Below are 20086 nucleotides of genomic sequence, written 5' to 3'. Positions count from 1 at the left end.
CATGAGCATACAAGGATGGAATCACATTTGCTTTTCGGTGTCTAATTTGGAGAAGTCTATACAATTCTATCAGAATGTACTAGATGGAAAACTGCTCGTTAAAGGACGCAAGCTGGCTTATCTGGATTGCCTGGGAATGTGGTTGGCTCTCAATGTGGAAGAGGATATTCCGAGAAATGAAATCCATCATTCCTACACGCATATTGCATTTTCAGTAGCGGAAGCGGATTTTGAAAGTATGCTAAACAAGCTGAAAACTCTTAATGTCCCTATTCTGCCCGGACGGGAGCGAAATGAACAGGATAAAAGATCAGTCTATTTTACAGATCCAGACGGACACAAGTTCGAATTCCACACAGGACAATTGCAGGACCGCTTGGAATATTATAAAAATGATAAAAAACATATGACTTTTTCGAATAAGTAAGCGTTATCAAAAAATGTATGAGTAAATTTGGATTTACATACGGAAGCGGGAGGAATACAGAAGTATGTCATTGTCGCAGGAAAGTGGCTCCAAGCAAGCGCAGGCCGTTAAAACGATGACGGTTTTCGCGATTACTTGGCCGATCTTCATAGAAATGCTATTTCATATTTTAATGGGTAGCGTGGATACGTTCATGCTTAGCCATGTTTCAGATGAGGTTGTATCGGCTGTTGGTGTATCCAGACAGTTAATTGAATTTACGATTATACTCTTCAATCTGCTTGGTCTTGGAGTAGGTGTGATCATTGCTCAGTTATTAGGTGCGCAAAAGCATGTGGACGCAAGCCGTGTTACCGCATCGGCACTAACCTTTAATCTGGTATTTGGCCTGGCGCTGAGTTTGATGTTTATCGTGAGCCGGGATTTTTTACTATCCTTCTATCATATTACTCCGACCATCAAGGAAAATGCAGAAATCTATATGATGCTGGCAGGGGGTTCGCTGTTTCTGGAAGCCCTTATGCTAACCGCAGGGCCGGTCATTCGCTCGCATGGTTTTACCAAAGATACGATGATCGTAGGCATTGGTATGAATATATTGCATGTTGTGGGAAATGCATTGCTCATATACGGCTGGTTTGGTCTGCCGCAAATGGGAGTGGCGGGAGCAGCGATTTCAACGGTTATTAGCCGCGTCGTCGCATGTGTGTGGATTTTTATCCTGCTGTACAAACGTGTAAGTGCGCCGATTCGTATCCAATATTATGTACAGCTTCAATGGAGCAAGCTGGTGGCGATCCTGAAAATTGGGATTCCTGCCGGACTGGAATGGCTTTCTTATCAGCTTAGTCAAATGATGGTGACCCGATTTGTCAGCTTTATGGGTACAACAGCGATTGCAACTCATTTTTATACGAATACGATTGTGTACTTTTTTATGGTATTTGGAATGGCCGTTGGCGAGGGAACCGAAATTATTGTGGCTCGCCTGATTGGAGCTGGAGACAAGGAAAAAGCATATCATCAACTTTTGCGAAGCCTGAAATGGTCACTAGTCATTACGATTGCTGTGATCGTGGCTGTATCCTTTTTCCGATATGAAGTGATGGCAATCTTTACGGACGAGCCAGCGATCATTCAATTAGGGGCAGCGATTTTGTTGTTCTGTATATTGCTGGAGCCGGGCCGTGTGTTCAATCACGTGGTCATTAACTCCCTGCGAGCAGCAGGAGATGTTCAGTTCCCCTTAATGATGGCCATTATTTCAATGTGGGGGATCAAAATCCCGCTAGCATATGTGCTAGGCATTCATATGGGATATGGTGTGCTGGGTGTGTGGATAGCACATGCATGCGATGAATGGGTACGAGGTATTTTTCACTATTTACGCTGGAAAGGCCGGAAATGGCAGCACAAATCGTTGTTATCTAAGGCTGAGCTACAAGCGGAATCAATCTAAGGCTCATAGAGGGACTAGAGCAGACATTTCCCAATTGATTTGGTTGATGTCTGTTTTTTTTGCAAAAATAAGCAAATTGGGATGTTCAAACTTTTCAAAAATTGCTAGAATATAGTAACCTCGAATGCAGTAGAGGTTTTCAAAGTTTCAAAGACGGATGGTTTCCAATTGAATCCATGAAGGAGGGAATAAGATGGAACGTAAAGTGCATATCATTCCTTACCAAGTGATCAAGCAGGAGCAACAAGTGAATGAAATACCGCGAGGGGTGGAGATGATCCAGGCACCTGCGGTATGGAACCAGACTCGAGGCCGAGGAGTAAAGGTGGCGGTACTGGACACGGGCTGTGATGCGGACCATCCGGATCTGAAGGCACGCATTATTGGTGGCCGCAATTTCACGGATGATGATGAAGGTGATCCGGAAAATTTCAAGGATTACAACGGTCACGGTACACATGTGGCAGGAACCATTGCGGCAGCGGAAAATGAGAATGGTGTCGTAGGTGTCGCCCCAGAGGCAGATCTGCTCATCATCAAAGTGCTAAACAAGCAGGGCTCGGGTCAATATGACTGGATCATCCAAGGTATCTATTATGCAATTGAGCAAAAGGCAGACATCATCTCAATGTCGCTTGGCGGCCCTGAGGATGTGCCTGAGCTTCATGAAGCAGTAAAAAAGGCTGTAGCCAGCCAAATCCTGGTCATCTGTGCAGCTGGAAATGAGGGAGACGGTGACGCCAGAACGGACGAGCTCGGCTACCCTGGCTGTTATAATGAAGTGATCAGCGTAGGTGCTATCAACTTTGACAGACACGCCTCAGAGTTCAGTAATTCTAATAATGAGGTGGATTTGGTTGCACCAGGAGAAGATATTTTGTCCACAGTTCCGGGCGGGAAATATGCGACCTTTAGCGGAACATCGATGGCTACTCCGCACGTAGCAGGTGCATTGGCGTTGATTAAGCAGCAGGCGAATGCGAGCTTTGAGCGTGATCTCACCGAACCGGAATTATACGCCCAACTCATCAAACGCACAATTCCACTCGGCAATTCTCCTAAGATGGAGGGCAACGGCCTGCTGTACTTGACAGCAGTGGAGGAGCTTTCCCGTATTTTCGACACGCAACGTGTAGCGGAAATATTGAGTACAGCATCGTTGAAGGTTAAATAAGTCGTAACAACGGACTATAACGACTCTCCTAAGCGGAGAGTCTTTTTGTGCGCTTCATTATATTTGAGAATCTCCATTTACATCGTATTCAAATGTCGGGTAACATGTATCTCAAGGAAATAGTCAAGAAAAAAGCGGGGAATTAGCATGGAACAAATGATTGCAAAAGTCAGCGATCTAAGACGTACAGGACAGGCAATGGAAGCACGTGAGCTTTTATTAGAGGCCCTTGAGCAGGAGCCGAAAGAAGCGGAGTTATGGTATCAGACAGCCTGGACGCACGACGTATTGGGCATGGAAAGGGAGGCGGTTCCCTTTTATGAAAAAAGCCTAGGTATGGCACTAGCCGAAGATTCCAGGAGAGGAGCCATCCTAGGATTAAGCAGTACATATCGTGTATTAGGGGATTACGCCAAGGCGAAAGCGTGGTTGGACACAGGAATGAACGAATTTCCGGATTACAGACCGTTTCGGGTATTCTACGCTATGGTGTTATATAATCTGGGGGAACACGGGAAGGCCATGGAGGGGCTGCTCATGGAGTTGGCTGAAACGACCGCAGACATAACATTACAGGAGTACTCCCGTGCCATTCAATATTATGCTGATAAGTTAGACCAGATCGAGGAATAAGTAGGCCGGAGTGAGAGCATAAGCGGCATTGTTTATATATGTTTCCTACATAAAAAGATCACAGTCAGAGAGCAGTAGCCTCATTTTCTGACTGTGATCTTTTGCTTTTTTATTGTCTAGCTAAGGGACCGTACCTTGATGAGCTATATGCGTAATTATTGTGCACCTTCAGTAACAGCGATTTCTTTCTCCAAGTCTACTCTGGACAAATTAGCCTTCAAGTAATCTGGTGTATCGGGCAGCACAAGATGTAGATTGGATTTTTGACAAATACGGATTGTGCACTTGTCGACAACAAAATCAAAAACATGCCCGCCTCCAGTGCGTTCATCATTAATAAAATGGAGATGAAATCCGGCTACTCCAATCCCTTGGGCATAAGCAGGTGTCCAAAAGCCTGTGATCACGCCGGAAGCGTCATTAAAAGTAAAGGTAGGCTGTGACTTGGTTGCTTCGATAAATGGTTTGTAAGGCTTCACTTGATGAGGCACAGTACGTGTCTTTACTTCACGAAAAGTGCCATCCATACGGAAGGCATAGAACAGATTACGGCTTGGAAATAGCTTTAGCAGCAAAGCTTCCAGCTCTTCACGATGCATGGGATGGTCAATAGTATATGTGAAATCTTCGCGGAAAAAGGTGACGGTGGAAAACGGAGTAGTTTCTTCCGGTTTTACGCGATGGGCCGTACCGTCTGGAAGCAAGTGATAAAATTCACCATCGAACGCGATCATCTCGCCATTCAGTTGATCAAAGGTACCAATTCCGAAATCCCCGTGCTTTTGCAGCTCCTCAAAGGCAACAACTCCATCATAAAGACCATCTAATAGAGCAAGCATAGTGGACGTTTGGTAAATATCATGATCAGTTTCTTGCTTGGTTTCCAGTCCTGCAACGGTCATGGTAATACACTTCCTTTTGTAATTGTATGCATTCATTTTCTTTCTTTTTCAATAATAAACGTAATGTTTCAGTAAATAACACAAATACCTCAAAAAAATTATAAAAAATAACGTGTTGCTCTTTAATTGTCACGAAACCGTCACGAGAAAGTCTCGGTAAAAGTTAGTTTAATTGATTTGGTAGCAGTTTGCGTCCCAACTGGATATTATCTTGATAATCAATCGGAATATCAACGACCACAGGGCCATCCGTATGAAGAGCTTGCTGCAATACGTTTTCCAGTTCTTCAGGAGAGTGGACGCGTAATCCAGTGGCCCCAAAGCTTTCCGCATATTTCACGACATCGACATCTCCAAATTTTACGCCAGACGTTCTGCCGTATTTAATCTGTTGTTGAAAGGCGACCATGTCATAGGTACCATCTCTCCATACAATATGCACTAGCGGTGAGTTAAGACGTACAGCGGTTTCGAGCTCCATGGATGAAAACAGAAATCCTCCGTCTCCAGAAATAGACACGACTTTTTGACCGGGGTTGACGAGTGTAGCGGCAATCCCCCAAGGCAGTGCTACGCCCAACGTCTGCATTCCGTTGCTGAATAGCAGGCGTCGCGGTTCATACGAACGGAAATACCGTGCCATCCAAATGTAGTGTGAACCGACATCACAGGTGACTGTGACGTTATCATCAATCAGACTGCGAAGTGTGCGAATAAATTGTAATGGATGAATCAGAAAATCATGCTTGTGGGCTGGAACAGCTGCTTGCTCGTTCAGATCATGGCGTAGACGATTCAATTGGTCGCAGGAGGATTTAGGTAGCTTTAAGGTAGGCAACTCTTCTGCGAGGCCACTCACAATCAGACCTATGTTCCCGATTAACTCGTAGTCCGGTTGATAATCATGATCAATATCGGCTTGATGGTCATCCAGATGAATGAGTGTTCGATTTGCCGGGATGTTCCAGTTTTTTGGGTCGTATTCGATAGGATCATAGCCAATCGTCAGTACCAAATCTGCGGCTCCAAGCAGCATATCACCCGGTTGATTTTGGAACAGCCCCACTCTTCCAAAATAGTGGTCTTCCAGTTCACGGGAGATGGCTCCAGCGGCCTGGAAGGTTTCGACAACAGGCAGATCTGTATCTCGAATAAGAGCACGGATAGCTGCGGTGGCTTCAGGCGTGCTGGCTTTCATACCGAGAAGAAGTACGGGCAGTTTGGCTTTTCTGATTTGGTCTGCGACTTGTTTGATGAGCTCGGCGGGTGCAGTCCCAAGCTGGGGAAGGGAAACCTTCTCAATGACTGTTACTTCGGATGACGAAGTCAACACGTCCTGCGGCAGGCTGACGAATGTGGCTCCAGGCTGGGCTGAGGTCGCAATCCGAAATGCATTAGCAATGGCTTCCGGTACATTATCAGGGTGTTCTACTTCTACACTGTATTTAGTGATAGGTTCGAATAGTCCGGCATTATCCATAGATTGATGTGTGCGTTTCAGGCGTTCCGATCTTGGGACTGCACCTGCAATGGCGACGACAGGATCACTTTCTGCATTCGCGGTGACAAGTCCTGTCGCCAAGTTAGACGCGCCTGGACCCGAGGTAACAATGCATACACCCGGCTTACCAGTTAATCGACCGACCGCTGCTGCCATAAAGGCGGCATTTTGTTCATGGCGGCATACGATCAATTCTGGACCCCGATCTTGAAGAACATCAAAAACAGAATCGATTTTGGCACCTGGAATGCCAAAAATATGCGTAACCCCTTGCTTAATCAAACAGTCGACAACAAGGTCGGCTCCTTTTGTATCGGATTTGGTTTTAGTTTTAGTTTGAACAGCTTGCACTTTTGTACTCAATGCTACCACCTCTTCTTCTTCGTGTGTGAAATAAACTAATGAAATACTTTTAATGTAAATCAATGGATGTATATTGCAATTATAATACAATAACTGGTATTTTCAAGAAAGAAATTTTCAGAAAAAAAGAGAAAATCGTATAAAACGTTTTCAAAGTTTGATTTATCGCGGAAATTAAAATTTGTGGAATTTTCTTATGGTCTCGGTCATCGAGAAGGTTTAGAACAGTTCTCCTCAAATGGGGCAGATCATTTTTATCCGCTCACATGATAAAAATCACTTTCCTCCACAAAGGATAGCGGTTACAATGTAATTGTTGTTAACGTAAACATTAAATTTAAGGTGAAGTAATCCAGCGTGATAGGATGTACAGGAATCATATTATAGCTTTTTCATCCTGTATAACCACGTGGATTTCTATGTTATGGAGAATGTAATTGTTAAAAGGTAAGTAGAGCTCAAATATTTTTGTTAACGTTAACAATTAATTAAGAAACACGATTATAGAAGGGATGAGAAAGTAATGACCAAAACGTTTTTAGACGAAAACTTTTTGTTGAGCAATCCAACGGCTGAAACCTTGTATCATCAATATGCCAAGGATATGCCGATTATTGACTATCATTGTCATTTAAGTCCACAAGAAATTTATGAAAATAAAAAATTCAAGAATATTACGGAAGCTTGGTTGTACGGTGATCATTACAAGTGGAGACTTATGCGGGCCAATGGGGTCGAGGAGCGATTGATCACGGGTGATGGTGAAGATTATGACAAGTTTCTGGCCTGGGCCAAAACTGTACCTACATTGATCGGCAACCCGTTGTACCATTGGACACATTTGGAGCTTCAACGCTTTTTTGGTGTCTACGAGTTGCTGAATGAACAGAACGCACCTGTGATTTGGGAAAAGGTAAACCAAAAGCTGCAGGGTCCGGGCTATGGGGCACGTGATCTGATTGTGAACTCGAAGGTAACTGTCGTGTGCACCACGGATGATCCGACCGACCATCTCGAATACCACAAACAAATCAGCAAGCTGACCGATTTCCCAGTAGCTGTGTTGCCAAGCTTCCGCCCCGACAAAGCTTTGGAAATTAATCGTGAAACCTTCCAGCCATGGGTGGCTCGATTGGGTGAAGTCAGCGGATTGGACGTTTCCGGGTTTGAAGGATTTTTGAATGCGCTGGCAAGCCGGGTGCGCCATTTTCATGCTGCCGGAGGTCGGGTATCTGATCATGCGCTGGATACTGTAGTTTTTGAAGAAACAACACCGGAGGAAGCAGCAGCCATATTCAGCAAGGGGCTGGAGGAAGGCCGTGTGACTCCTTTGGAAGAGGCGAAATATAAGTCGTACGTGATGGTCTTCCTTGGCAAACAGTATGCAGAACACGGCTGGGCGATGCAGTACCATATTCACGCGCTGCGTAACAACAACACTGCGATGTTCCGTCGTTTGGGACCGGATACAGGCTACGATGCTGTTAATGATGGTTCCCTCGCCCGTCCACTGGCAGCACTACTGGACGCACAGGAACTGGCAGGAGGATTGCCAAAAACCATTTTGTATTCGCTTAATTCGGTTGACTATCCAGTATTGGCAAGTCTCGCAGGCAGCTTCCAATCCGGTGGTACAGTAGGGAAAATCCAGTTTGGTACCGCTTGGTGGTTTAATGACCATATCGAAGGCATGCAGGAGCAGATGAAGCTGCTGGCTAATTACGGAGTGCTATCCCGCTTTATTGGCATGCTGACGGATTCGCGCAGCTTTCTATCTTACACACGTCATGAATATTTCCGCCGTATCCTTTGCGATTTAATCGGAACGTGGGTTCAGGAGGGCAAGGCCCCTGAGGATCTGGAACTGCTCGGAGCCATGGTACAAAATATTTGCTACAATAACGCCGAGCAATATTTTAACTTCCCAACGGTTGTTCATAGTAAGTGACGCTACATTTAAAGTGAGGACTCACTAACTTCAGAGAAAAGGAGCTCTTGCTAGGAGCTTGTACCCATCTCCCGGCAAGAGCAATTAAAAACCAAAATAGATATCAATGAGTATGTGAAAATAATTACAAGTGTAGAGGAGTGTGTAGGTATGGGAGTGCCTATCGTGCAGGAGAGCGTCCAAACTGACAACAAGACAGGTGAGCATATTAGCCTGAAAGAAAAGATTTCGTATGGTATGGGTGACTTTGGAAACGGATTCATGTTTGATTTGGGGCAGTTGTATTTGCTGAAATTTTTTACGGATGTAGCAGGGGTTTCTGCAGGAGCCGCCGCAGGCATTTTCTTGGTCAGCAAGCTGTTCGCCGCCGTCTGTGATCCCATTGTAGGGTCCTTTGTTGATTATCGCAAACATATCGGTACACGCGGAAAATTTAGACCTTTTCTTGTCGTTGGAAGCGTTATCCTAGCAATTCTTACGGTTCTTACCTTTATTTCGCCGAATATTTCACCCACAGGCAAACTCATTTACGCCTACGCGTCCTATATGATCTGGGGGATTGGTTACTCTATTGTAAACATTCCATACGGCTCGTTGGGTGCTGCCATTACGCAGGATACTCAGCAACGTGCTTCGTTGTCATCTTTCCGTCAGGCGGGATCACTAGGCGCATTATTCGTAACCAGTGTCGTGGTCATGCCGCTTATTTTATTGTTTCCTAACCATCATGTTGGCTATCCGGTGGTCATGGGGATCATGTCATTCATTGGTGTGATCGCTTTCATCATATGTTACCGAGGAACGAAAGAACGTATTATTAGCCAGTCCGGGCCAAAAGAGAAGCTATCTTTAGGCGTGATTGTGCACACCTTTACGAATAATAAACCCTTGCTGGTGCTCGTTTTAATGACGATTTTCACCATTTCCGCTTACAATATCAAGTCCGCACTGTTGATCTATTTTGCCGAATATAATTTGGGACATGTAGAATTAATGGCGTATATGAATTTTATTATTATCGGTTCGTCACTGCTGGGTGTATTGTTCCTGCCCAAACTGGTACGGCGTTTTGGTAAACGTAAAACAGCAATCTTAGGGATGCTAGTTAGCGTTATAGCCGATTCGATTAACTTTTTGATGCCTTCCAACGTATATATTTTCACAATTCTGGCGAGTATTTCGTTCATTGGTATTAGTATTCCCAACGGGGTTACCTGGGCATTCGTGTCCGATATCATTGATTACGGCGAATGGTCATCCGGGGAGCGCAAGGAAGGGATTACCTACTCACTATTTAACTTTTCACGTAAATTGGCTCAATCCTTGTCCGGCTTTCTATCGGGTATTGGACTGGCGCTTGTAGGATATGTACCGAATGTGATTCAATCCTCTGGAACGCTGCTTGGAATCAAAGCCTTGCTTTGTCTTTATCCGGCTGTTGCCTTGGCATTGGCTATGCTAGTAATCGGTAAAATGTACAAACTGACGGACAGCAGACATGCAGAAATGGTTCAAGAATTACAGCGTCGACATGCGGACAACCGCGTATAATTTGTGAAGGTCTTCTTTTCCGGGCGGCTCCTGTGGTATGGTGAGTATATAATTTTTTAGAGCCTTACTAAGGAAAGGATACGTATATGGCAGCTACTATTAAAGACATTGCCAAACTGGCTAATGTTTCCCATACAACCGTCTCCCGGGCGCTCAATAACAGCCCGCTGATTAAAGAAGATACGAAACGCAAAATTATGGAGTTGGCAGAGCAGCTCAATTACATTCCAAATTACAATGCTAAAAGCCTGGTTCTCCAGCGCTCGCATACGATAGGCCTGTTTTTCACCAGTATTTCAGAAGGCACCAGCTCCAGTTTTTTTGCGGATACCATCCGTGGAGTTAACAACGTCATTGGGGTGGATTACAATCTGTTTGTGCGAGGAATTGACGATTACGCTGATTTTTCTGCTATTCATCGCAAGCGTTTTGATGGCATCATTCTGATGAGTCAAAGCGAAGCGGACAACCCTTTTATTTATCATGTGCTAGGTCAAGGCATTCCGCTAGTTGTACTGAACCGGCAGGTGTCTGGGGCTGGGATTGTAAATGTGATTTCTAATGATAAGGAAGGCTCCTATGAAGCTGTTTCCTTTCTCATTGAAAGCGGGCATGAACGCATTGCGATTATCGAGGGGGTAGAAGGCTTCAAGTCGACCCAGCAACGCCGCGAGGGTTTCATGAATGCATTAATTGATCGTGGTAAGCCGATCCGACACGAATATATTGTGCAGGGTCACTATGATACGGAAAGCGGAAGTCTGGCAATGAAGCAACTGCTTGCCTTGGAAGAACCACCGACAGCAGTGTTTTGCTCTAACGATGATATGGCTATTGGTGCGATGAATGCGGTATTTGAAAATGGCTTGAAAGTACCGGAGGATATCTCTATCATTGGGTTTGACGATATCGGCTTCTCAATGTATACGACTCCACCGTTAACGACGGTCAAAAGACCGATTGAGCAGATTAGCGAGCGCGGAGCCGCTTGCATTCTGGAACGAATTCAGTCACCGTCCAATGAGGGCGAGCTTATATTTATGGAAACCGCGCTCATGAAGCGGAAATCGACGGCAGACAGACTACGCTGAGTTTTGTTATGTAAAAGAGGCAAGCCCCAAAGGGGCAGGAACAATGCTCAAGCACTGTTCCTGCCCCTTTTTTGTTGAAATGAGCACTGCTTCGTCATGTATTTAACGAAAGAGATTGGTTTTAGCCAGTTCAACAATCTCGTCCCCGCGTCCGTTCAGCACGGCTTTCATCATCCACAGTGTAAAGCCCTCTGCTTGCTTAAGATTAATTTTAGGTGGCATGGATAGTTCCTGGCGGTTCACCACCACATCTACCACAACAGGGCCGTCATGAGCCAATGCTTGCTGAATGGCATCCTCCAGCATGGTCGGATCTTCAACCCGAATGCCCTTAAGTCCCATGGCTTGTGCTACAGCACCAAAATCAGGGTTAACCAGTTCAGTCCCGTTTTCCAAGAATCCGGCTGCTTTCATTTCCAACTCGACAAAGCCGAGAGCGCCATTGTTGAAAACAATAACTTTTACAGGCAGTTGATGCTGTTTTAGGGTGAGTAGGTCGCCCATCAGCATCGTGAGTCCACCATCGCCTGAGAGGGCAATCACCTGTCGGTCAGGCTCAGTGGCTTGCGCACCGATCGCCTGCGGCAGTGCATTTGCCATCGTACCATGATTGAAGGAACCTAAAAGTCGGCGCTGACCGTTCATTTGCAAATAACGTGCTGCCCATACTGTGGGAGTACCGACATCACAAGTGAAAATAGCATTTTCCTGGGCGGCATCACTGATAACCTTGGCGAGATATTGCGGATGGATCGGCATATGGCCTGGCTTACCTACCGCCAGATCGTCCAGCTCCTGGCGTACCTTGGCATAATGGGAGACGGTTTTTTCCAGATGCTTGGCATCATGCTTCGACGTTAAATGAGGAAGCAGCATTTCCAACGTTGCCCTTACATCCCCGCATAAACCATACGTCAACGGAGTTCGTCTGCCGAGATGGGAAGGATCTATATCTACCTGTAGGACAATCGCATCTTCAGGATAAAATTGTCTGTAAGGAAAGTCTGTTCCGAGCATGAGCAGGACGTCACAATCCATCAAGGCATGGTACCCGGAAGAATACCCGATCAGCCCCGTCAATCCAGCATAATAAGGGTTGTTATATTCCAGATATTCCTTGCCTCGCAGAGCGGATACCATGGGAGACTTTAGCTTGTCGCACAGCTGCATAAGCAAGTCGTGAGATTGAGCACAACCAGCGCCACATAGCAGCGTAATTCGTTTACCGTTATTTAAATATTCGGCCAGCCGGGAAATTTCAGAAGCGGACGGATGGACGACAGGTGCTGTGGGGTGATAGACATGTTCAGGAGTGGGCACCTTTTCCGCTTCCAAAGCTGCTACGTCACCGGGAAGAACAATGACGGAAACACCTGAACGTGAAACTGCCTCCTGAATAGCCATGGTCACTGTTCTTGGAATTTGACGCGGTGTGGTAATTACCTCACAAAAGTGACTGCATTCTCCAAAAAGATGCTCAGGGTGTGTAGCCTGAAAATATTCACTTCCGATTTCATCACTTGGAATATGAGCCGCAATAGCAAGTACAGGCACTCGATTGCGGTGGCAATCATATAAACCGTTAATCAGATGCAGATTCCCGGGGCCGCTACTACCGGCACATACGGCAATGCTGCCACTAAGATCAGCATCTGCTCCAGCTGCAAAGGCAGCCACTTCTTCGTGCCTTACATGAATCCATTCAATTTGACCATTGCTGCGAATGGAATCCACCATATTATTTAATGAATCTCCAACGATGCCATAGATCCGCTTGACCCCTGCATTAACTAAAACTTGTACAATAGTATCTGCGATTGTCTTCATAGATGCTCCTCCTGCCTAGTAAGTAGTGTTATCCTGCCCGTGCTTTCTTGCGTCTATTCTGCTGAAATGTATATATGAACAAGGTCTCGGGATAGGGTAATAGTTAGCCTTAACCGTCTTGGAACAGGTACGAAACAACGCAAGAAGGACAATATACTTGCATATTTTTATATAAACGTATATGTTAACGTGTTCATATTATTGTCATTATTATTTTTTTAAACTAAAAATGTTGATAAAACTATTTTGTTAACGTGTGCATTGTGATAAAATAACGGTGAAATCATTATGGTACTAGTGGGAGGCTACTCCAGATGAAACATGTAGATGAATTAGACCAATTAAACAGAAAAAGCTTTATCATTACAGAACCACATCCCGAGAGGGTACTGCAATTCGGGGAAGGGAACTTCCTGCGTGCTTTTGTAGACTGGCAATTTGACAAAATGAATAAGCTGGCAGAATGGAATACAGGGGTTGTGATTGTACAACCGCAGCCAGGAGGCCTTGTGGAGAAGCTTAACGTACAGGATGGTCTCTATACGGTTATCCTTGAAGGAATTAAGGACGGGAAAGCCATGAAAGAGCATACCGTTGTGGAGTGCGTCACTCGTGGTATTAATCCATACGGCCCGGAATTCATGGAGTATGAAGCATTATCCCAAAAGCCAGAGCTGCGCTTTATTGTTTCAAACACAACGGAGGCAGGGATCGCTTATGCACCTGAGGATCAATTGGAAGATCGCCCGCAAAAAAGCTTTCCAGGCAAGCTGACCGCCTTTCTGTACAAGCGCTTTCAATTTTTCAAGGGCGATCAAAGCAAGGGACTGGTCATTATTCCGTGCGAACTCATCGACCGTAATGGAGACGCTCTCAAGGAAATCGTGCTGAAATATGCGAACCAATGGGAGCTTGGGGCCGAATTTATTGCATGGCTAGAGAAAGCGAATACGTTCTGCAACAGTTTGGTGGATCGGATTGTACCTGGTTATCCCAAAGACCGGATTCATGAAATCCAAGCGGAATTGGGTTACAAGGACGATTTGGTTGTTGTGGGCGAACAGTATCATTTATGGGTTATTGAAGGGCCACAGTGGCTTAAAGAAGAATTACCTGCTCATTTGGCTGGATTGAATGTACTGATTGTCGACGATATGGCGCCATATCGTACACGGAAGGTGCGCATTTTGAATGGAGCACATACGGCGCTTACCCCTGTAGCCTATCTATATGGCCTGGATACAGTGGGGCAAGCGGTCGAGCATAAGGTTATGGGCGAATATATCCAGTCGTTGATTCGAGAAGAAATTATTCCGACACTGGACTCGCCAGCAGCGGAATTAAATGTATATGCCGACGATGTGATTGAACGGTTCCGTAATCCCTATGTAAGTCATTATGTCATGAGCATCGCATTGAATTCGGTATCCAAGTTCAAGACACGGAACTTGCCATCCTTGCTACAGTATGTGGCACAGCGTAAGGCGTTGCCTGCCAAAATCGTATTTTCGCTAGCATCCTTACTCGTATTTTACCGGGGAGACAGAAATGGTGAGTCGATTGCATTGGCCGACGAAGCGGAAGTATTGAGCACGTTTGGCGAACTGTGGAGTACGTATGACGGATCTCTCGCTGGAGCGAAGCAATTGACCGAGCAGGTACTCAGCAAACAGACATGGTGGGGTCAAGATCTGAATCAGATCGAAGGGCTGGCTGAACAAACGGCGCAGCACGTGTATGAAATTACAAGCAGAGGAATGAAGGAGACGCTCGATTCTCTAACCGGGAACAGCGTACCTGGAGCATAAGCAAGGAGGAGACTGGAATGCTGGAATTCATTCAAATTCATGATCAAGATAACGTGGCTGTCGCTTTGCGTGATTACAAACAGGGAGAGACGCTGGCATGGGGAGCACAACAAGAACAATGCGTGGAGCTGGCGGAGGATGTAGCGCGTGGGCACAAAATTGCGTTGCAGGACATCCCTGAAGGTGGGCATGTCCTGAAATACGGATATCCCATCGGTCATGCCATTCAGCCCATTCAGGCAGGTCAACATGTGCATACGCATAATACGAAAACGAATCTGACAGGTGTGGAGGAATATACTTACAAGCCTAAGCCAGCTCCTCATATTTATGAACAGGAGAGTCGGACGTTTCAAGGATTTCGGCGCAAGGATGGTCGTGTAGGGATTCGCAATGAGTTGTGGATTGTGCCGACGGTAGGCTGTGTGAACGGAATTGCCGAACTCATTTTAAACCGCTTCAAGCAGGAAGTGGGAGATATCTCACCTTTTGAAAATGCACTTGTGCTCAAGCATAACTATGGATGTTCTCAGTTGGGCGACGACCATGCACATACGCGCACGATTTTGATTGATGCAGTGAAACACGCGAATGCAGGTGGCGTACTAGTACTTGGTTTGGGCTGTGAGAACAATGAAATGAAAGAATTTAAAGAAGCCATCGGGGAATATGACGCGGAGCGGGTGAAGTTTTTACTTTCCCAGGAGGTGTCGGATGAAGTGGAGGAAGGGGTAAAGCTGCTCCATGAAATTTTTGCAGCTGTGCAAGAAGATCGAAGGGAGCCTGTACCTTTGTCTGAGCTGAACATCGGCTTGAAATGCGGTGGATCTGACGGTCTGTCGGGTATTACTGCCAATCCACTGCTTGGACGATTGTCGGATTATATGGCAGCACAGGGTGGAACGACCGTACTGACGGAGGTACCCGAAATGTTCGGCGCGGAGACGATTTTAATGGAGCGCGCTGCCGATGAGCAAGTATTCGATAAGATCGTACATTTGATTAACGATTTTAAACAATATTTTCTGGATTATAAGCAGCCAGTATACGAAAATCCGTCACCAGGCAATAAAGCAGGCGGCATCACGACACTGGAGGATAAATCACTGGGCTGTACGCAAAAATCCGGGTCCTCCACGGTCACCGATGTCATTCAGTACGGAGAGCGTCTCAAGACCAAGGGCCTTAATCTGCTCAGCGCACCGGGGAACGATCTAGTTGCTTCTTCGGCGCTTGCTGCAGCGGGCTGTCAGCTCGTCATATTCACAACCGGGCGCGGCACGCCTTTTGGCTCCTTCGTTCCGACGATGAAGGTGTCGACCAACTCGCCGCTATATAAGGCTAAACCTCACTGGATCGACTATAACGCTGGTTCACTGGTGGAGGATGTCAGTATGGAAGATGCGCTACGCAACTTTGTCGATTACATTATTGATGTAGCCAGTGGAACCTGGGTGAATAATGAGAAAAACAATTTCAGGGAGCTTGCTATCTTCAAAAATGGTGTTACATTGTAAAGGGTTGTAACCTAAAAGGAGGCGGAAGAATCCGCCTCCTTTTTGTGTTTGAATGCTGCTAAATACACATGTTAGACTTACTGCAAACCATACTATACGGATATTCGCATAAGGGGGAAATACAGTGCAACATGACATTATTGCTTATCGAGAAGAAAATCATGATCAACTCGTAGATATTTGGCATCGGGCAGTACGCCAAACGCACACATTTTTGTCTGAAGAGGACATTCAATTTTACCATCACATCGTAAGTAACGGCGCTTTTAGAGAACTTGAAGTTTGGGTAGAATGTACTAAACTTCAGGAGCCCACGGGTTTTATCGGGCTGGACGGGCAGAAAATAGAGATGCTGTTTGTCGACCCAGAACGGCATGGACAGGGCACAGGCAGCCGACTTATCAAGCATGCTGAAAAAATAAAAGGGACGCACCTCAAAGTAGATGTGAATGAGCAAAACGAGAAGGCGCATGCTTTCTATAGACATTATGGCTTTAAACAAACAGGACGATCTGCGCTGGATGGATCAGGCCGGGCATTTCCGTTGCTTCATATGGAACTGAACAAATGAATGCTCTATAGGATCTACATTTTGAAAACTGGAATATTTTATAATTTTCCTTGTCATATGTTTGATTTCATGATATAACTTAATTACGTTATAAATACGTAATTAAGTTATTTTTGATTGGGATATAGATCATGGTTTGTTTGATGAGTACAAAAGTCGGACAAGGAGGTGGGGAGGGTGGATGATCTTGTTCACTCCGACATCACAGATCTAGACACACTTGTTAACATGATTAAGCTGTCCTTTTCGTTTATGGATGGTACCCATATGATCGCTTTATGCGATCAGCTGTATTACCACGTCAACCAGAAGTATCAAGAGTGGCAGCTCTACAAAGCATTCAAGAAACCTATACAACCGATACATACCAAACGGCCGTTAGTCTACTATTACGGCTACAGTCATCTTATGAAAGGCATGGCCTTCCAAAAACAGGGCAAGTATGAGGCCGCCCGAGACTGCATTGAAAAATATGCAGAGTTAGGCTGGTTTAATGGTCTCGATCCATATGGAGAAGCAGAAGTGGATTATTATCGCCATGCTGCGAGAGCTAATTTATATGCTCTTGATATTTTGTCAGGTCGTTCCGAAATGTTGCAGGAATACGTTCAATTTCTTCGTGACAATCCGGAAGAGCTGTTACCAGGACTTCTTTCCATTGTTGAGGGAGCGACCAGACACGACTATCCTTTGGAGCGCGTGCTTGAATCATTTGCCGAACAAATTGAGGATTTTAAATATTTTGAAGAGCCTGTGAATGTTTCATATTATTTTCGCTTCTGCTATCAGTTGGCTCTTTATTATATAAAACTGCGGCAGTTTAGGGTTGCGTTGGGCTATATCCTGCAATCTCTCAAGCTGTCCGATACTCTGGGTATGGAACATGAGCATGAGTTTAGGAAATGTACTGCTATATTTGAGATTTTCAGATCCCAAGCTACGGCAACACAGCAAGACCAATATATAACTATTCTAAAAGGAGTGTTAAAGGATGAAAAAATTGATTTCACGCCCGTTGTCGCTCAGTCTGTTTAGTTTGCTGGTGTTTGTTACTAGTCATGATCTCATCACCGTGTTTTATCATGGAGCCAATCATTAATAAGTGAGAATGGTAAAAAGTAGGATGTTTTGATTAACCAAATAGCAAGTAAACTCATGAAGATCAGAGCTTGCTTGCTATTTAGCGTTTTTTATGAGGAATATTTAAGCGGTTGTAGGCTTGTGCAACAAACCTTGTTCTAATGGATGCAATGAAATCCTTGTCTGTTGGTAAGCGGGGAATGTTTCTTCTGTACTGTATGATCCAATTTTTAATGCTGCGTCCAGTGCTCGTAGCAAGCAACCCACGAATTGCTCTGGCGAAAAGTAAATGCTTTTCCCGACCATATGAATGTGAAGCTCGTTATGGTCACGGTTGCTTACAGACAGTAATAAACCTTGACCCTGAAAACCCGTACCGATGGCGCGTACTTTGTTTATACCTGAAAGTAGTATTTCTGTTTTCAACGCACGTCCTTGTTCCTCTACAAACACAGATATCAGCCGTTTGTCAGTAACGATAACAATTTGGTTACCCTGAAACGTATGGCTAAGGTGTAGGAAATCTTTATACACTCCAATAGTTTGCTCATGCGGAGAGACAATCCCCATCCGTACAAACTCATCCAACTCTGTGACGTCGGGCTCCTGATGATTTTTAATTCGTTTTTTGATACTGAATTGAATGGTCAAGATCCCCAAGATAGCTATAAGAAAAGCACTAAGGCGGACGTGGTATATAAAGAACATCAAAACGATAAAGCCGCCGAGTAACCACTGTCCCCAAGTCAAATAACGCAGCTTTTGTTGTGCCGTACGGCGATAATAACCATAGCCCTTTCCTGGCTGATACTCTTTACTTAACTTTGTCATACCGCGCAGCATGGTCAATCCATAAATCGATAGGACTGTCATCCCGAGCCCCAGGAGGGTCATAAACCATTCCTGAGCTGCCACGCCGACTAAAGTACACAGGCCAAACATGAAGAACCCTGCCCAGCAGGCAAACCTTTTAATCCGAACCTGTTTCTGAATCGAACGAACTAATTCTTCCATTCTTAATCCTCCTGATCTAGGTACATAGGTAATGATTGGAATTCTATATAGTCTTATCGTACCATCTGATAGTCTTTTTCGTAAATTAATAGAAATAGAAAATCCAAGGGCTGGAATAATTTTTTTGCGTATTGTCCTATCTTCACCTGAACTTTAGACACCAAAATCAAAAAATCCAGTACTACTCATTAAAAGCAGAAGCCCCTAAAATAATTAATGTAAGTGCTTACATTATGAAGAAGGGAGGTCTTCTGCATGAGTACAGGATGGAAAAATCCACAGCCACAGCCGTCGGTTCGATCGAGGAAGGGGACATCACTAGCGCGCAGATGGGCTCAACAAAGACATTTGCAGACCATGGCACTGCTTGGAGTGGTATGGATGATTATTTTCCATTACATTCCGATGTACGGCATTTTGATTGCTTTCAAACATTTTGACATTATTGGTACTATATCAAGCGCACCATGGGCGGGGTTAGAACATTTTCGTGCCTTCTTAGAGGATGATAGCTTCTGGTATATTGTCAAAAATACACTGGGCATTAGCCTGCTCAAGCTGGCAATCGGGTTCCCGTTACCTATTGTGTTTGCTCTGTTTCTAAATGAAATCCGGTCTACGCGGTTTAAAAAATCTATTCAGACCATTTCGTACCTTCCTCACTTTCTATCATGGGTCATTCTTGGCGGAATTTTAACCACATGGCTGGCAGATACCGGGATGATCAATCAACTGTTGCTGGCTTGGGGCTGGATCGACCAGCCGATTAGTTATTTAGCGGAGCCAGGCTATTTTTGGACTATCGTCGTCAGCTCGGATATTTGGAAGGAGCTTGGATGGTCAGCTATTATTTATTTGGCAGCCATGGCGGGCGTATCTACGGACATGTACGAAGCAGCCACCATTGACGGAGCGGGACGGTTTCAGAAAATGTGGTACGTCACACTTCCCGCCATCAAGGGCACAATATCCATTTTGTTTATTTTAGCGGTCAGCGGCATATTGAACTCCAACTTTGATCAAATTCTTGTCCTGCGTAACTCGCTAAATGAAAGTGCAAGTAATGTAGTTGATATTTATGTATATCAGGTGGGCATTCAGCAGGGACGCTTCTCGTATTCTACTGCGGTGGGATTGCTAAAATCAGTTCTTGCTCTCATTTTGCTGCTGATAGCCAATTCGGTGACCAAACGGATGAATAATACCTCTCTATTTTGAAG

Annotated in this window: 16 protein-coding genes; 12 read left to right on the top strand and 4 right to left on the bottom strand. The window is 45.0% G+C overall.

The genetic code is table 11. The annotated features are described in order from the left end of the window. Window position 1: 1 nt before the first annotated feature. From fosB to G9G57_RS21705, 4 genes are all read left to right on the top strand, one after another. The gene (fosB, locus tag G9G57_RS21720; RefSeq protein WP_164965540.1) at window positions 2–427 is read left to right on the top strand and encodes a metallothiol transferase FosB; all 426 of its coding nucleotides are present in this window, start codon (window positions 2–4) and stop codon (window positions 425–427) included. Window positions 428–491: 64 nt separating this feature from the next. After that, the gene (locus tag G9G57_RS21715; RefSeq protein ID WP_019687056.1) at window positions 492–1886 is read left to right on the top strand and encodes an MATE family efflux transporter; all 1395 of its coding nucleotides are present in this window, start codon (window positions 492–494) and stop codon (window positions 1884–1886) included. A 193-nt stretch (window positions 1887–2079) separates the two neighbouring features. Beyond that, window positions 2080–3060: a S8 family peptidase gene (locus G9G57_RS21710; RefSeq protein WP_164965539.1), complete on the top strand. Its 981-nt coding sequence runs from the start codon at window positions 2080–2082 to the stop codon at window positions 3058–3060. Between the two features lie 147 nt (window positions 3061–3207). Further along, a complete protein-coding gene (locus tag G9G57_RS21705) occupies window positions 3208–3693 on the top strand; it encodes a tetratricopeptide repeat protein (RefSeq protein ID WP_164965538.1) in 486 nt (161 codons plus the stop codon). 155 nt (window positions 3694–3848) lie between these two features. On the opposite strand, the gene budA is transcribed toward G9G57_RS21705, so the two are convergent. Together budA and alsS are read right to left on the bottom strand one after the other, a co-directional pair. Next, the gene (gene budA, locus G9G57_RS21700) at window positions 3849–4595 is read right to left on the bottom strand and encodes an acetolactate decarboxylase (RefSeq protein ID WP_016821069.1); all 747 of its coding nucleotides are present in this window, start codon (window positions 4593–4595) and stop codon (window positions 3849–3851) included. Between the two features lie 163 nt (window positions 4596–4758). Then, on the bottom strand, window positions 4759–6468 hold the full coding sequence (alsS, locus tag G9G57_RS21695) for an acetolactate synthase AlsS (RefSeq protein WP_026065499.1): 1710 nt from the start codon (window positions 6466–6468) through the stop codon (window positions 4759–4761). 514 nt (window positions 6469–6982) lie between these two features. Between alsS and uxaC the strand changes: the two genes are divergently transcribed. The 3 genes from uxaC to G9G57_RS21680 all read left to right on the top strand — a co-directional run bounded on the left by uxaC (window position 6983) and on the right by G9G57_RS21680 (window position 11049). Further along, entirely contained in the window at window positions 6983–8407 is a 1425-nt protein-coding gene (uxaC, locus tag G9G57_RS21690) for a glucuronate isomerase (protein ID WP_164965537.1), read from the top strand. Between the two features lie 150 nt (window positions 8408–8557). Beyond that, on the top strand, window positions 8558–9958 hold the full coding sequence (locus G9G57_RS21685) for an MFS transporter (RefSeq protein ID WP_016821072.1): 1401 nt from the start codon (window positions 8558–8560) through the stop codon (window positions 9956–9958). 86 nt (window positions 9959–10044) lie between these two features. Next, window positions 10045–11049 carry a LacI family DNA-binding transcriptional regulator gene (locus tag G9G57_RS21680; protein WP_016821073.1) on the top strand — a complete coding sequence of 335 codons (1005 nt, stop codon included), beginning with the start codon at window positions 10045–10047 and terminating at the stop codon, window positions 11047–11049. 102 nt (window positions 11050–11151) lie between these two features. Here G9G57_RS21680 and poxB read toward each other — a convergent pair whose 3' ends face one another. Next, entirely contained in the window at window positions 11152–12876 is a 1725-nt protein-coding gene (poxB, locus tag G9G57_RS21675) for a ubiquinone-dependent pyruvate dehydrogenase (RefSeq protein ID WP_164965536.1), read from the bottom strand. Between the two features lie 314 nt (window positions 12877–13190). Here poxB and G9G57_RS21670 point away from each other — a divergent pair, with 314 nt between their 5' ends. The 4 genes from G9G57_RS21670 (at window position 13191) to G9G57_RS21655 (ending at window position 17807) form a co-directional block, all read left to right on the top strand. Then, window positions 13191–14684, top strand: coding sequence for a tagaturonate reductase (locus G9G57_RS21670; protein ID WP_164965535.1), 1494 nt, complete (start codon window positions 13191–13193; stop codon window positions 14682–14684). A gap of 17 nt (window positions 14685–14701) precedes the next feature. Further along, complete coding sequence (locus G9G57_RS21665; protein ID WP_045243827.1) at window positions 14702–16201, top strand: UxaA family hydrolase; 1500 nt, start codon at window positions 14702–14704, stop codon at window positions 16199–16201. A 124-nt stretch (window positions 16202–16325) separates the two neighbouring features. Then, a complete protein-coding gene (locus tag G9G57_RS21660) occupies window positions 16326–16772 on the top strand; it encodes an acetyltransferase (protein ID WP_016821077.1) in 447 nt (148 codons plus the stop codon). A 177-nt stretch (window positions 16773–16949) separates the two neighbouring features. Continuing rightward, window positions 16950–17807 (top strand): DNA-binding protein, encoded by an 858-nt coding sequence (locus G9G57_RS21655; RefSeq protein ID WP_016821078.1) that lies wholly within the window; start codon window positions 16950–16952, stop codon window positions 17805–17807. A 168-nt stretch (window positions 17808–17975) separates the two neighbouring features. On the opposite strand, the gene G9G57_RS21650 is transcribed toward G9G57_RS21655, so the two are convergent. Then, a complete protein-coding gene (locus tag G9G57_RS21650; protein ID WP_016821079.1) occupies window positions 17976–18866 on the bottom strand; it encodes a hypothetical protein in 891 nt (296 codons plus the stop codon). A gap of 255 nt (window positions 18867–19121) precedes the next feature. On the opposite strand from G9G57_RS21650, the gene G9G57_RS21645 reads away from it, so the two are divergent. After that, a complete protein-coding gene (locus tag G9G57_RS21645) occupies window positions 19122–20084 on the top strand; it encodes an ABC transporter permease (protein WP_016821080.1) in 963 nt (320 codons plus the stop codon). Window positions 20085–20086: the final 2 nt, after the last annotated feature.

The organism is Paenibacillus sp. EKM211P (genome assembly GCF_011066175.1).
GTDB lineage: Bacteria > Bacillota > Bacilli > Paenibacillales > Paenibacillaceae > Paenibacillus > Paenibacillus polymyxa.
This window is presented reverse-complemented; position numbering and strand designations above follow the sequence as displayed.

Excerpts from the sequence above, each read along its gene's own strand:
- G9G57_RS21680 (WP_016821073.1), top strand. The coding sequence starts at position 10,045 with ATGGCAGCTACTATTAAAGACATTGCCAAACTGGCTAATGTTTCCCAT.
- G9G57_RS21685 (WP_016821072.1), top strand. The coding sequence starts at position 8,558 with ATGGGAGTGCCTATCGTGCAGGAGAGCGTCCAAACTGACAACAAGACA.
- G9G57_RS21665 (WP_045243827.1), top strand. The coding sequence starts at position 14,702 with ATGCTGGAATTCATTCAAATTCATGATCAAGATAACGTGGCTGTCGCT.
- G9G57_RS21710 (WP_164965539.1), top strand. The coding sequence starts at position 2,080 with ATGGAACGTAAAGTGCATATCATTCCTTACCAAGTGATCAAGCAGGAG.
- G9G57_RS21650 (WP_016821079.1), bottom strand. The coding sequence starts at position 18,866 with ATGGAAGAATTAGTTCGTTCGATTCAGAAACAGGTTCGGATTAAAAGG.
- fosB (WP_164965540.1), top strand. The coding sequence starts at position 2 with ATGAGCATACAAGGATGGAATCACATTTGCTTTTCGGTGTCTAATTTG.
- poxB (WP_164965536.1), bottom strand. The coding sequence starts at position 12,876 with ATGAAGACAATCGCAGATACTATTGTACAAGTTTTAGTTAATGCAGGG.
- G9G57_RS21715 (WP_019687056.1), top strand. The coding sequence starts at position 492 with ATGTCATTGTCGCAGGAAAGTGGCTCCAAGCAAGCGCAGGCCGTTAAA.
- G9G57_RS21670 (WP_164965535.1), top strand. The coding sequence starts at position 13,191 with ATGAAACATGTAGATGAATTAGACCAATTAAACAGAAAAAGCTTTATC.
- budA (WP_016821069.1), bottom strand. The coding sequence starts at position 4,595 with ATGACCGTTGCAGGACTGGAAACCAAGCAAGAAACTGATCATGATATT.
- uxaC (WP_164965537.1), top strand. The coding sequence starts at position 6,983 with ATGACCAAAACGTTTTTAGACGAAAACTTTTTGTTGAGCAATCCAACG.
- G9G57_RS21645 (WP_016821080.1), top strand. The coding sequence starts at position 19,122 with ATGAGTACAGGATGGAAAAATCCACAGCCACAGCCGTCGGTTCGATCG.
- G9G57_RS21705 (WP_164965538.1), top strand. The coding sequence starts at position 3,208 with ATGGAACAAATGATTGCAAAAGTCAGCGATCTAAGACGTACAGGACAG.